General features: G+C 62.0%; 11 protein-coding genes. All 11 read left to right on the top strand.

Going from position 1 to position 13,925, the window contains the following annotated elements:
- Window positions 1-654: 654 nt before the first annotated feature.
- On the top strand, window positions 655-1,095 hold the full coding sequence (locus J3U87_RS20875) for a division/cell wall cluster transcriptional repressor MraZ (RefSeq protein ID WP_237377713.1): 441 nt from the start codon (window positions 655-657) through the stop codon (window positions 1,093-1,095).
- Window positions 1,096-1,150: 55 nt separating this feature from the next.
- Window positions 1,151-2,086 (top strand): 16S rRNA (cytosine(1402)-N(4))-methyltransferase RsmH, encoded by a 936-nt coding sequence (gene rsmH, locus J3U87_RS20870; protein ID WP_237377712.1) that lies wholly within the window; start codon window positions 1,151-1,153, stop codon window positions 2,084-2,086.
- On the top strand, window positions 2,083-2,496 hold the full coding sequence (locus J3U87_RS20865; protein ID WP_237377711.1) for an FtsB/FtsL family cell division protein: 414 nt from the start codon (window positions 2,083-2,085) through the stop codon (window positions 2,494-2,496). The genes rsmH and J3U87_RS20865 overlap by 4 nt, the downstream gene beginning before the upstream one ends.
- A 5-nt stretch (window positions 2,497-2,501) precedes the next feature.
- Window positions 2,502-4,472, top strand: a complete 1,971-nt coding sequence (locus tag J3U87_RS20860; protein ID WP_237377710.1) for a penicillin-binding protein — start codon at window positions 2,502-2,504, stop codon at window positions 4,470-4,472.
- An 82-nt stretch (window positions 4,473-4,554) separates the two neighbouring features.
- On the top strand, window positions 4,555-6,129 hold the full coding sequence (locus tag J3U87_RS20855) for a UDP-N-acetylmuramoyl-L-alanyl-D-glutamate--2,6-diaminopimelate ligase (protein ID WP_237377709.1): 1,575 nt from the start codon (window positions 4,555-4,557) through the stop codon (window positions 6,127-6,129).
- Window positions 6,122-7,594 carry a UDP-N-acetylmuramoyl-tripeptide--D-alanyl-D-alanine ligase gene (locus tag J3U87_RS20850; RefSeq protein ID WP_237377708.1) on the top strand — a complete coding sequence of 491 codons (1,473 nt, stop codon included), beginning with the start codon at window positions 6,122-6,124 and terminating at the stop codon, window positions 7,592-7,594. Before J3U87_RS20855 ends, J3U87_RS20850 begins: the two co-directional genes overlap by 8 nt.
- A gap of 14 nt (window positions 7,595-7,608) precedes the next feature.
- Window positions 7,609-8,694 carry a phospho-N-acetylmuramoyl-pentapeptide-transferase gene (mraY, locus tag J3U87_RS20845; protein ID WP_237377707.1) on the top strand — a complete coding sequence of 362 codons (1,086 nt, stop codon included), beginning with the start codon at window positions 7,609-7,611 and terminating at the stop codon, window positions 8,692-8,694.
- 27 nt (window positions 8,695-8,721) lie between these two features.
- The gene (murD, locus tag J3U87_RS20840; RefSeq protein WP_237377706.1) at window positions 8,722-10,020 is read left to right on the top strand and encodes a UDP-N-acetylmuramoyl-L-alanine--D-glutamate ligase; all 1,299 of its coding nucleotides are present in this window, start codon (window positions 8,722-8,724) and stop codon (window positions 10,018-10,020) included.
- Between the two features lie 61 nt (window positions 10,021-10,081).
- Complete coding sequence (locus tag J3U87_RS20835) at window positions 10,082-11,185, top strand: FtsW/RodA/SpoVE family cell cycle protein (RefSeq protein ID WP_237377705.1); 1,104 nt, start codon at window positions 10,082-10,084, stop codon at window positions 11,183-11,185.
- Window positions 11,182-12,291, top strand: a complete 1,110-nt coding sequence (gene murG, locus J3U87_RS20830; RefSeq protein ID WP_237377704.1) for an undecaprenyldiphospho-muramoylpentapeptide beta-N-acetylglucosaminyltransferase — start codon at window positions 11,182-11,184, stop codon at window positions 12,289-12,291. Before J3U87_RS20835 ends, murG begins: the two co-directional genes overlap by 4 nt.
- Window positions 12,281-13,684, top strand: a complete 1,404-nt coding sequence (murC, locus tag J3U87_RS20825; RefSeq protein ID WP_237377703.1) for a UDP-N-acetylmuramate--L-alanine ligase — start codon at window positions 12,281-12,283, stop codon at window positions 13,682-13,684. Before murG ends, murC begins: the two co-directional genes overlap by 11 nt.
- Window positions 13,685-13,925 lie beyond the last annotated feature (241 nt).

Genomic DNA, 13,925 nt, shown 5'->3' with positions numbered 1-13,925 from the left:
AAAAATTCTCTTCACCATCATGGCTCAAGTAAGTTTCGGTTTCAACCATATTGCAACGCGCGGAGGTGCGCGGCATGAACCGGTATGGCTGCAAGGTCAAAAACCGCCTGAACCACCGATGTCGCGGGCATCGCGGAGAGAAAACCGAAAAAGGAGGAACGGGTGGACCAAAATGGACCACTCCACCGTTTGGCGGGTAGGGTGGACCAAAATGGACCGGGAGCCCGGTCCACTTTCGTCCACCGAAGGTCTCCCGATGAAATGCGCAATGAGCGCGATACAGACCGCAACATAGGGTAGCTCACCACACAAGCCCTACCACATGTCGATTTCAACTTGAATTGCCATAGTAACATTGAGCGCGGCTACATAACTTCACAAAATCATGTCCACCGAAAAAACCGAGAAAAACCACGCGATCACAACCCCAATAAATCAAGCAATTTAACACATCAAAACACGTCACTACCTCGTGCCCCGCACACGCCAAACCGCTGAAACCACAAGGATTTATGTGACTCATATCGCATCTGTCCATACACGGGACAAAAGGGTGGTCGCTTTGTTGACCGGGTGGACCAGAGTGGACTAGAATGGACGATACGGGATTTTCGGATGTTCTCTGTTCCGTAATACCACCTTGGTTGGGTTCCCATGGCTACCCGGTTGCGTGGGCATGCTGAAGCGCGCATCGACGAGAAGGGCCGCCTCAAAATGCCTTCTGTCTTCAAAAAAAATCTGGAAAGTACATACGGCAGTACCCTGTTTGTCACCGCCCTGACCGACGAGTACCTGCAGATATACCCCGTCCAGGTTTGGGAAGAGATCGAGGCGCGCGTCAACGCACTGGGTACCATGAACCCCCTGAAACGGAAGTTCCTGACCAGAGCGAACCGTTGCGGGGCCGAGGTGGAAATGGACGGACAGGGACGGGTTTCGATCAAACCGACGCAACGCGGCCAGGTCGGCATCGCCCAAGACGTGGTGCTGATCGGCTGTACCGACCACATCGAGATGTGGCCGTCCGAGAAAATCACGGCCCTCGATGGTGAAGACGACTTCACCGCCGAGGACTTCATGACCCTCGGAATCTAAGTGCCTGACCGACGCTTGGATTTCGGGAAGCTGGAAGCAATGGGGATAAACACAGGTGGAACAACACATCCCGGTACTGATGGAAGAGGTGCTCGAAGGCCTCGCCGTACGTCCCGACGGGACCTATTGGGACGGGACCTTCGGCGGCGGCGGGCACAGCGGACGCGTTCTGGCCCAACTGGGCCCGGACGGGCGCCTGCACGGCTCGGATCGCGACGACGTGGCCGAGGCGCGCGCCGGGGCTTTCGCTTCGGATTCGCGTTTCAGCTTCCATCGCGGCGCCATCGAGGATGTGATCGATCTGATTCCCAATGGTTTGGCCGGCTTTCTGTGGGACCTGGGGACCTCGATGATGCAACTGAAAGAAGCCGACCGCGGCTTCAGTTTCAAGGAAGACGGTCCATTGGACATGCGCATGGATCGTCGCCAGGAAACCACCGCGGCCGACCTGGTCAACAACCTGCCGGAAGGCGAACTCGCCGACCTTATATATATGTATGGCGAGGAACGACTGTCGCGGCGCATCGCGCGACAGATCGTGGCGGCCCGGCAAGAACACCCGATTGAGACGACCGGCGCCTTGGCGGAACTCTGCCGGCGCGCCTACCCCAAACGCTATCACCGCATCGACCCCGCGACCCGCACCTTCCAGGCGCTTCGCATCGCGATCAACAACGAGCTGGACATGCTTCGCCACCAGTTGCCGCGCGCCGCGGCCAAACTGGCCGAAGGCGGCCGTGCGGTCATCATCAGCTTCCACAGCCTCGAAGACCGCATCGTCAAACATACCTTTCGCGAACTCTCCGAAACCGGCGAGTTCGCCGTGCTGACCAAAAAACCCCGCGTCGCCGCCGAGGAGGAGTCACGACTCAACCCGGCGTCCCGCAGTGCCAAGCTTCGCGTCTTGGAGCGCTGCATTCCCGGAAGCGAACCCCGATCGAAGGGGCGCCGCCGCCGGGAAGCCTATCGCAAGAAAGGAGCTCAACCATGAATCACAAACGCCATTCCGACCACATGTTCGCCCGCGCCGACCGCAAGGTCAAACCGGGGCGCCGCATGGGGAGAGACATCGCCAAGTTCGTCGTCGGCATTCTCGTCCTGGTTTGCTGCATGTTGTTCGTGGTCTACAAGCGCAGCTCCGTGGTGGATCTCGGTTACAGCATCACCGAACTGCGCCACCAAAACGCCCAGCTCCGCCAGGAACAGATCCGCCTGCGCTCGGAAAAGGCACGCCTCGAACGACCGGGCCGCATTCTCAACCAGGCCTTCGATCTCGGCCTGCGCCCGCTTCCCAAGGGCGACCGCTACGAAGTGGTCTACACCCAAACCCCGCTGCCCGACCAAGGTGAAGAACGCGAACAATACGAAAACCTCGTCGCAAGGTTGAATGTGGAACCCTGACCCCGATGAAAGAAGACCGAATCTTCCCGATCAGAATGAACCTGCTTCTGGTTTTCCTACTTCTGTGGGGTTCGGTCATCGTCTACCGGCTCATAGACCTGCAAATTATGCGGCACGAGGAAATGGTCGCTCGTGCCGCAAACCTACACAATCACGAAGAGTCGATCCCGGCATTGCGCGGCGAAATTCTGGACACCAACCACAAAACGTTGGCCATCAGCCAAGAGGAGCCCTACATCTTCGCCGACCCGGCCGTGGTCGAGGACCCGGAAGCCACGGCCAAGGCCCTGGCCGACGTCCTGGGGAAGAACCGCGCCTGGGCCAACCGCAAAGCCGAAGAGCTGAGCAACAAGAAACGCCGCTTCACCTACATCGCCAAGCGCACCAGCGAGGCCAAGGCCCGCCACATCGCCCAACTGGGCCTGCGCGGCATTCACATCCGCAAGAAATCGTGGCGCAACTACCCCAACGGCTGGTTGGGGTCGCACGTGCTGGGCTTCACCTCCGTGGACGGCAAGGTCAAGGAAGGCATCGAGTCCCAGTTCGACGAGGTCATGCGCGGCACCCCGGGCAAGCGCGAGGTCCTGCGCGACGGCCGCAAACAGAACATCACCCTGGGCGGCGAGGACACGGTGATCCAGGAACCGGTCAACGGCGCCAGCGTTCAGTTGACCCTGGACGCCAACATCCAGTTCTTCGCGGAAAGCGCCCTGCGCCGCGCGCTCAAGCGCACCAAGGCCAAGAACATCACCGCGATCGTCATGAACCCCCGCACCGGAGCGATTCTGGCCATGGCCAACGTTCCCGATTTCGATCCCAACCGCTACGGCCAGTTCAAGGCCTTCGCGCGTAAGAACCGCGCGGTGGTCGACGTCTACGAACCGGCGTCGGCGTTCAAGATCGTCACGGTCGCGGTCGGGCTCGATTCCGGCGCCATCCGGATCGAGGACGTCTTCGACTGCGAAAAGCGACGCGGCGGCATCCAGGTCTACGACAAGTTCATCCGCGACCACAAACCCTTCGGCCTGCTCTCGGTCAAGGAGATCCTGTGGCACAGCTCCAACGTCGGCGCCATCAAGGTGTCCCAGCGCTTCTCGCCCGAAACCTTCGCCGAGTACATCCAGCGTTTCGGGTTCGGCGAGCGCACCGGTATCGATCTGCCGGCCGAATCCAACGGCATTCGGCGCCCGCTGGGCGAGTGGACCAAGGTCTCGTCGTCCTTCCTCTCCCTGGGCCACGAAATCTCGGTCACGCCGCTACAGATGCTGCGCGCCGCCTCGGTGGTCGCCAACGAGGGCCGGCTCGTCACCCCCTACATCGTGCAACGCATCGTTTTCCCGGACGGCCGGGTCGAGGAACTGGCCCCACAGGAGCCGCAACCCCAGGTGATCCGCCCCGAAACGGCGGCCAAATTGGTGCACGCACTGCGGGGCGTCGTCGAGGAAGGCACGGCCAAGGCGGCGGCCCTGGAAGGCGTCGGTGTTTTCGGCAAAACCGGCACGGCCCAACGGCTTCAGGGCTCGCGCTATTCGCGCAAGAGCTTTAACAGTTCATTCGTGGGGTTTTTCCCCGAGGAGAATCCACGCTACGGTATGATGGTGGTGGTCCACGACCCCAAGGGGCGCAAAAAGCACGGGGGTGAGGTGGCGGCACCAATCTTTTCCGAAATCGGCTCGCAAATCGTCATCTATGACAAAGAGCTATCCTCCCGAAACAAGATTCCGGTGTATGCCGGCACTCCGGACTGGCTTGCGCGCGAGGTCACACCGCCACCCGAGAATGGCCAGATGCCTGACTTCCAGGGTTTGGGATTACGCAACCTGCTTTACCAATGCGGCTTGCTCGACCTGATCGCCGACATCCAGGGTAGCGGTCGCGTGATCAGTCAGTGGCCGGCTCCGGGCGAGCCGATCCCCGAGAACCGAACCTGCAAACTCAGGCTCAGTCCCGGTCTGCAGGGCGGCGGTTCCGATTGAGCTTGACGGACCGCAAAAAGCACGCATACGCTTCGATGCGCCACCCAGAGGGGCGGGATCGATCAGTGAAGAGGATGAACACATGAAATTGCGGGAACTGGTTGACGGAATTGGCGAATTGCTGGCCGAAAGCAGTGGCGACCTGAAAATTTCACAGATTACCCACGACAGCCGGAAAGTACAGCACGGATCGATGTTTGTCGCGATCGAGGGCCGCCATCGCGACGGTCACAACTACGTCGGCTGCGCCACCCAGTTGGGCGCGGTCTGCATTCTCACCAATCAGCCGGAAAAGGTGCCGTTCAGCATTCCCATCTGCCGGGTGGACGATCCGCGCAAAGCGATGGCCCTGATGGCCCGCCGGCTCTACGACCATCCCGACCAGAAGATCAAGATCATCGGCGTCACCGGAACCAACGGCAAGACCACCACCACCTACCTGACGTCCTCGTTGCTGCGCCGCCTGGGTACCTGCGGGCGCATCGGCACCCTGAGCTATTTCAACGGCCATTCGGAAGAGCGCGCCACCCGCACCACGCCCGAATCGTCGGAGTTCTATCGGTGCCTGGGTGAAATGGTCTCCAACCGCTGCGCCTACGCCGCGGTGGAAATCAGCTCCCACGGCCTGATGTTCGACCGCGTGCTGGGCCTGGAACTGCAATACGGGATCTTCACCAATCTCAGTCGCGACCACCTGGACTTTCACGGCAACATGGAATCGTATTTTCAAGCCAAGCACCGCCAATTCAGCCTGTTGCGCAGGGGCGGCACCGCCATCCTGAACTGGGACGATCCCTACGCCAAGCGCATCGTGGTGCCCGAGGGACGTCATACGATTCGCTTCGGACAGAGCGAAGAGGCCGACCTGCGTTTCGAAATCGGCGAGCTGGGCATCAAGGGCGCTTCGTTTCGGGTGAACTTCAAGGGCGACACCCACGATTTCCGCATCCCGTTGATGGGCGAGCACAACGTCTACAATTTCACCGCGGCCCTGGCGGTCGCCCTCTGCGAAGGTCGCAAACTGTCGGAAATCGCGCAGGAAACCGGCGACATCCGCGCCGTACCCGGTCGCCTGGAATTGATCGACGTCGGCCAGACCTTCGGCGTCGCCATCGACTTCGCCCACACGCCCGACGCGCTTCAAAGCGTGCTGCGGGCCTGCGCCGAAACCAACCCCAAACGCATGATCACCGTCTTCGGCGCCGGTGGCGATCGCGATCACAGCAAGCGTCCAGAGATGGGCGCCATCGCCGGTCGTTATTCCGACATCGTCATCCTGACCACGGACAACCCGCGCACCGAGGATCCCGAGGTCATCATGGACATGGTCCACAAGGGCATCAAGCGCCCGCTGGGCCCGGGTTTCATTCGCCAGACCGACCGCCGCCAGGCGATCCACGCCGCGATCCACATGGCCGAGGAAGGCGACCTGATCCTGATCGCCGGCAAGGGTCACGAGACGACCCAGGAGATCCACGGCCGCCACTATCCGTTCAGCGATTGGGAAGTGGCCCTGGGCTTCATCCAACAACGCATTCGCGCCAAGCCGCTGCGCGAGGACCGGGTCGACCGAGATCGCACCCGGCCACCGGCCACGAGCCCGCGGAACCCGGCATCCGAATCCGCCACACCTGGAAAGGGGGCCTCCGATGATTAGGAAACCCTACGTCCTCATGGCACCGGCCGACCGGGCCGGCGGTTCTCAGTACAGCTTTCACAAGGCGCCGCCCCTGGCCATCGAACGGCTGACCGACGTCATTCGCGTCCTTCAGCCCAGCGAACACACCTGCACCGAAGACGCGGCCGTCACCGGCTTCACCACCGACAGCCGCGCCGTGGCGCCCGGCCAGATCTACGTGGCCGTGGAGGGCCAACGGGTCGACGGTCACCGGTTCACCGCCGAGGCCGCCAAACGCGGCGCCATCGCCTGCCTGGTTCGCTCGTTGGACAAGGCCGAGCCCAACCGCAACTGCATCGCCGTGGGCGACACCATTCGGGCCCTGGGTTTTCTGGCCGCCGCCCATCGACGCGCCATGAAGACCAAGATTCTCGGCATCACCGGCAGCGTCGGCAAGACGACCACCAAGGAAATCACGGCTTCCGTACTGAACACCACCTTCCACACGCGCAAGAGCGAAGGCAATTACAACAGCACGATCGGGCTGCCCATGGAGATTCTCAAACTCAAACCGGAGGACGAGTGGATGGTCGCGGAAATGGGCATGTCCTATCCCGGCGAAATCCGCCAACTGATGGAGATCGCGCAACCGGACGCGGCGCTGTGGACCACGGTGCACGCGGTACACATGGCCAACTTCGCCAGCCTCGAGGAGATCGCCAAGGCCAAGGCGGAAATCGTGGACTACCTCGGCAAGGACAAGATTCTGATCTACAACGCCGACGACCCGCTGGTTTCGCGCTTCAGCGCCCCGTTCCGCGGCAAGAAATTCACCTATGGCTTCTTCGACCCCCAGACGGACGTGCGCGCCCGCATGGAGCCGTTTTCCGACTGGGACGCCACCCCCTTCCACCTGGAGTTCGGCAACGGCAAACACCAGTTGCTGTCCCTGCCGCTTCCCGGCCGATTCAACGTGAACAACGCGGTTGCGGCCTGCGCGGCAGGCCTGGCCCTGGGCGTCTCCGGATCCGACCTGGTCTCGGCACTGCGCTGCATCCAGCCCAGCGCCCAGCGATCGAAACTCTACGCCTACGACGGCGACGTCCTGGTGGTGGACGACACCTACAACGCCAGCCCCGTCGCGGTGGAAAACGTGCTGCGCTCCTTCGCGCCCCTCTCGCCGCGCTACTACCGCTGGCTGATTCTGGGCGACATGTTGGAACTGGGCGACGAAGAACACGACATCCACCGCAAGCTCGGCGAATCCATCGCCGGGTACGGCTTCGACCAGGTGACGCTGATCGGCACCCTCAGCGAATTCACCTACGAGGGACTCATGGCGCACAAGCGCCCCAATTGCAAAGTGGAACATTTCCCCTCGGTCAACGAGGCGGCCGCCGCGCTGAGCGGCCCCATCCCCGAGGGCTCCCGGATTTGGTGTAAGGCCAGTCGCGGCATCCGCCTCGAACGCTTTGTTCAAGCGCTCACCGCAAAACTCGCCTGAAGAGGAAACCCTGCATGCTCTATTTCTTGTTGGCGCCCTATGCCGAACTCTCCAGTCTATTCAATATTTTTCGATACATCACCGTGCGTTCGGCATTGTCCGGGTCCACCGCGTTCCTGCTGTGTCTGATGCTCGGCCCGATGGTCATCCGCAAACTGCAGGCCATGAGCATCGGTCAGGAGATCCGCGAGGAAGGACCGCAGAGCCACAAGAAAAAGGCCGGGACACCGACCATGGGCGGCGTGCTGATCCTGACCGCGGTATTGCTCAGCACCTTGCTGTGGGCCGACCTCGACAACAACATGATTTGGATCCAGATGATCGCCACCCTGGGATTCGGACTGGTGGGCTTCATCGACGATCTCTCCAAGATCCTGAAACGGCGCAACCTGGGACTGACGGCCAAACGCAAGTTCCTGTATTTGACCCTGATCGGCGGCACCGTGGCGGTGTGGATGTTCTTCCTGGCCCGCGCCGGTGAATACACGACCGAACTGTACGTGCCCTTTTTCAAGAACTTCCATCCGGAAATGTCGTTCCTGTTCATCCCCTTCGCCATGATCGTCCTGCTGGGCGCCAGCAACGCGGTCAACCTGACCGACGGCCTGGACGGCCTGGCCATCGGCGCCTCGGGCGTCGCCTTCAGCACCTACACGGTCATCGCCTACCTCACCAGCCACATCACCATGGCCAACTACCTGGCCATCCCCCACGTGCCCCACACCGGCGAGCTGGTCGTCTACGGCGCGGCCATGGCCGGTGCCTGCATGGGTTTTCTCTGGCACAACGCCCACCCGGCCGACGTGTTCATGGGCGATACCGGCGCACTCTCGTTGGGCGGAGCCCTGGGAACCATGGCGCTGTTGACCACCCATTCCCTGCTCCTGATCATCGTCGGCGGCCTGTTCGTGATCGAGGCGCTTTCGGTCATCCTGCAAGTCGCATCCTACAAGTGGCGCAAAAAACGGATCTTCCTGATGTCGCCCATCCACCACCACTTCGAGCTGAAGGGTTGGCACGAATCCCAGGTGATCATCCGGTTCTGGATGATCTCCATCCTGTTCGCCATTCTGGCGTTGAGCACGCTCAAGTTGCGTTAGTACGCGACGCCCCCCCGCGAGGAAGCCATGAACACACTGGTGGCCGGTTTGGGACAAAGCGGAACGGCGGCAGCCGCTCTGCTGGTCCGCGAATCTCGCCCGTTCGATACTTTTGACGATCGCATGCGTCCGGATCAGGCCCAATCGGCCGTGAACGGGGCCGCACAGGATCACTTTACCGACGTGTCGACCCTCGACTGGTCGCGCTACGACCGCGTCGTGGTGTCGCCAGGCCTGTCGATCCACCACCCGCTGATCGTGGCGGCCCAGGCCGCCGAGGTGCCGATCCTGTCCGAACTGGAATTGGCCTTTCGCCACCAGAAGGGCACCGTCGTGGCCGTCACCGGGTCGAACGGCAAGTCGACGACCGTCAGCCTGATCGACCACCTTTTGCGCGAAAACGGCCTGAAAAGCCGGCTTTGCGGCAATATCGGCGTGGCCTTCGCCAGGGTGGTCGACGAGGATCCGGAGGCCGTGTACGTGGTGGAGGTCTCGTCGTTCCAACTGGAACACGTGGACCGCTTCCGACCCCGGATCGGCGTGTTGCTCAACGTGGCGGCCGACCACCTGGATCGCCACGGTACCCTGGCCCGCTACCGCGACACCAAACTGAAGCTGTTCGCCCGGCAGCTCCCCGACGATCTGGCCCTGATCTCGGCCGACCTCGACGTGTCGGTCCCCGGCGCCGCCCGGCGCGAGTCGCTGCCCCATGCAAATGCCTGCATGCGCGACCGGAAGCTTTACCTGGCCGATGATTGGCAAGCGGATGCGGGCGCCAACCCCACCCTGATCGGCCACAACCTGACCAACGCGCTGTTCGCCTGCCGCGTGGCCCGCGAACTGGGCGTCGACGGAGACGGCGCCACCCGGGCGCTGACGAGCTTCAAAGGCCTGGTGCACCGCATGGAACGGGTCGGTGAACACGAGGGTCGGATCTGGATCAACGACAGCAAGGCCACCAACGTGCACGCGGCCCAGGCGGCCGTCGATTCGATGGGCCAACCCTACGTGTTGATCCTCGGTGGAAGCGACAAGGGAGGCCGTTTCGACGGCTTAAATCTTGCACAAAATCAACCACAATATATTGTCGCCTATGGTGAGACGACCAACAAGATCTGCGACGACCTGGCCGTCTATTCTCCAATCCGGGAACACGATTTCGACGCCGCCTGCCTCCGCGCACACGCCGTCGCCGAACCCGGAACGGCCGTTTTGCTGGCACCCGCTTGCGCCTCTTTCGACCAATTTCCCAATTTTGCCGCCCGCGGCGATCGCTTCAAGGAGCTCTTCCACGAATTGACCCGAACACCTCCAGCCGGGGCCTGATCCCCACCGACCGGAGGTGCCTCCTCCCGGATTCCTCTCTCGTACCCATCTCGGAGCCTACATGACCCTCAATCTAAAACCCCGCAAACCCGACTTTCTGCTGCTGATTCCCGTCGTCATCCTGCTGGGATTCGGCATGGTCATGGTCTACTCCGCCTCGGGCGTCCAATCGCGCGAGCTCTACAACGATTCCGGGGTCATCTTCTTCAAGCAGCTCGTCGCCATGATCATGGGGTTGGCGGCGTTCGCGGTGGGCTTCGCCACGCCGCACACCTTCTACCGCCGCAAATCGGTGCTGATGGTGGGCGTGGCCATCGTCATCGCCCTGTTGGTCGCCGTCAAGTTTCAATCGGCCGCCAACGGCGCCACCCGCTGGTTCTACATCGGCCGATTCGGCTTCCAGCCATCCGATCTGGCCAAGCTGTTATCGATCATGGTCGTCGCGGCCTTCGGAACCGCGCAGTTCAGCGGTCCAGGCCTGTGGAAGAAACGCCTGCTACCGATCGCGGTCGTCGTCGGGGTCTTCTGTACCCTGATCCTGGTTCAACCGGATTTCGGCACAACCATGATCATCATCTTCATCGTCGGCCTGATGCTGTTCCTCTCCGGGATTCCCAAAAAGTACCTGTTCATCGGCGCCATGTTGATGCTGCCGATCATCGCCGGCCTGGTCCTCACGCGGGGCTACCGCCTGAAACGTTTCACGGACTTCATCTACCACGAGCACTACCAGAACCGTCAGGCCAAGATCGCGATCGGTTCCGGCGGCCTGACCGGGCTCGGGCTCGGCAAGGGCAAACAGAAGCTCTATTACCTGCCCGAACCCCACACCGATTTCATCTACGCCACCCTCGGCGAGGAATTCGGCTTTTTGGGCACGGTTTCCGTGCTGCTGTGCTACCTGGCCTTCCTGCTGCGCGGCGCGCACGTGCTGAACCGGGTGGAAATGCCCCATTCGCGCGTGCTGGGAGCCGGATTGCTGATGCTCATCTGCACCCAGGCGATGATGAACATCTCCATCACCCTGGCGCTCTTTCCCAACAAGGGGATCACCTTGCCGTTCATGAGCGCGGGCGGCACCTCGCTGATCCTGTCCCTGGGCATGTGCGGCATCCTGATGAATATCAGCCGATTCCAGAATGTCGGCAACCGGGTGGCGGTATGAGTGGCTGCTACATGATCGCGGGCGGCGGCACGGGGGGACACATTTTCCCCGCGATTGCCATTGGCGAGGCGCTTCTCGCGGCCAACGCGGCCACCCGCGTGCTGTTCGTCGGTACCGCCTACGGCATGGAAAAAGACCTGATCCCCAAACAGGGACACACCCTGTTGACATTGCCCGTGCGCGGACTGCTGGGCAAATCGCTGGCCCACAAGGCGGCCCTGCTCTGGCGCGTCCCGGCGAGCCTGCTGCTGAGCCTGTTCTACCTGCTTCGGTTCCGTCCGAAGGTGGTGATCGGTGTCGGCGGCTACGCTTCGGCGCCGCTGCTGTGGACCGCGGCGCTGCTGCGCATTCCCACCATGATCCAGGAGCAGAACGCCTTTCCGGGCTTGGCCAACCGCATTTCGTCACGGGTGGCCAAGCTGGCCTGCCTGGGCTTCGGCGAAGCCGGCACGCGACTCCGCTGCCCCTCGATCGTGACCGGCAATCCGGTGCGCAAAGACTTCAAACAGGGCGGGACCTGGTCTGCCGATCGACCGATCCTGCTGGTGCTGGGCGGCAGCCAGGGGGCCGCGGCCCTCAACCGCATCCTGCCCGAGCTGTTGGCCGGGGTGCTGACGCCGGACATGAATCTGCGGGTCGTCCACCAGTGCGGCAAGGCCCACGAGGCAAGCGTTCGCGCGGCCTACGAGGGGGCCGCATTCCAGGTCGAAGTCGTTTCTTTTATTGAAGATCTGAGCAAATTGATGGATGATGTGCGCTTGGTCGTCTGCCGGTCCGGTGCCTCCACCATCGCCGAGCTCAAGCTCGTGGGCGTTCCCGCCGTGTTGGTCCCTTTCCCCCGCGCCACCCACGACCACCAAACCTTCAACGCCAAAAGCCTCGCGGCTTGCGGCGCGGCTCGGCTGATTCCCGAGACCGAGCTGCCCCAGGCCGGCCCCATCCTCGCCGAATTGTTGGCTTCCTCGGAGTCATTGGCGAACATGGCCGCCGCCTACCCCAGTCCCGGGCCCGACAGTGCCCGGGTATGCGCCCAGTTGGTGCACGACCTCCAACACAAGCGCCCACTCAACGACATTCTCAAGGAGCACGCGGCTCATGTTTCGTAAGATCAAGGCCATTCATTTCGTAGGTATCGGCGGCAGCGGCATGTCCGGCATCGCGGAGATCCTGTTGACGTCCGGCTATACCGTCAGCGGCTCCGACATTCGGGAATCCAAAACCACCAATCGGCTGCGTGACCTGGGTGCGGAAATCTTCATCGGCCACGATCCCCAGAACATCATCGGCAGCGAAGTGATCGTGGTCTCGAGCGCCATCAAGAACGACAATCCCGAACTGATCGCGGCCCAGTACCGCAACATCCCCATCATTCCCCGTGCGGAGATGCTGGCGGAAATCATGCGCATGAAGTACGGCATCGCGGTGGCCGGCGCCCACGGGAAGACGACCACCACCAGCATGCTGGCGCACGTACTCAGCGATTCCGAGCTGGACCCGACGGTCGTCATCGGCGGCCGCCTGAACAAATTCGATTCCAATGCCCGCTTGGGCAAGGGCCAGCTAATCCTGGCGGAAGCGGACGAGTCCGACGGCAGCTTCATGCGGTTGTCGCCCACGATCAGCATCGTGACCAACCTGGACGAAGAACACCTGGAACACTACACCGGCGGCATCGACCAGATCAGCGAGACCTTCCTGGCCTTCATGAACAAGGTACCGTTCTACGGCCTGGTGATCGCCTGCATCGACGACGATCGGCTGGCCGGCCTGCTGCAGCGCGTAACGCGTCCACTGTTGACCTACGGCCTCAAGGGCCACGCCGATCTTTCCGCCGCCAACATCAAGGCCGAAGGCTTCAACATGACCTACGAGCTGATGGTGCGCGGCGCGAACCTGGGCCGCATCGAGCTCTCGGTTCCGGGCCTGCACAACGTGGCCAACTCGCTGGCGGCGATCGCAGTCGGGCTGGAACTGGACGTGCCCATTCACTCGATTCGGGCCTCGCTCAAAAAATTCACGGGCGCGGATCGCCGCTTCTACCGCCTGGGTGAAGTGCGGGAGCGCCTGATGCTCGACGACTACGCCCACCACCCCACCGAAATCACCGCCACCCTGGCCGCGGCCCGCGCCGGGTTCGAGGGCCGCGTGGTGGCCATTTTCCAACCCCACCGGTACAGCCGCCTGCGCGATCTCTGGGACCGTTTCCTGGCCTGCTTCCAAGAGGCCGACCACGTGGCGGTCCTGCCGGTGTTTCCCGCCGGCGAGGCGCCGGTCCCCGGCATCGACGCCGGTCGGTTCGCCTCGGAATTGGCACAAAAACACCATTCCGTGAGCTTTCTCGACGATCCCGAAAACCTGGCGGATCACCTCATGGAACACAGCAGCAAGGGCGACATGATTCTGGGTCTGGGCGCCGGTTCGATCAGCCTCATGACCCGTAAACTCTACAACCAATGGCACGCCGAAGAGGCCGCCGGAAAAACCACCCAACCTCAATAAACAAACCTACTTACCCAAACGAGGAATTTCTTGCCAAAGCCAAAATTCGGCCCACTCAAGTCTTCCTTTTTTTCCTGTAATCGGTCAGTGTCTTATGGTAGCATTCCCACAATATTACAATCCCCGACTCGCATGGGCGAGTCCCTGGCTGGTGTCTAAATTGACACGCAAACGCACGCGCCAAACGTCCGATTCACGCGGCGGCGGCATGCGGAAACGGAGGCCTAGTCATCTTCTTCGA

The sequence above is a fragment of the Sulfidibacter corallicola genome, assembly GCF_017498545.1.
GTDB classification, from domain to species: domain Bacteria; phylum Acidobacteriota; class Holophagae; order Acanthopleuribacterales; family Acanthopleuribacteraceae; genus Sulfidibacter; species Sulfidibacter corallicola.
Note: the sequence above shows the minus strand (reverse complement) of the source record. Positions and strands in the feature narration are given on the sequence as shown.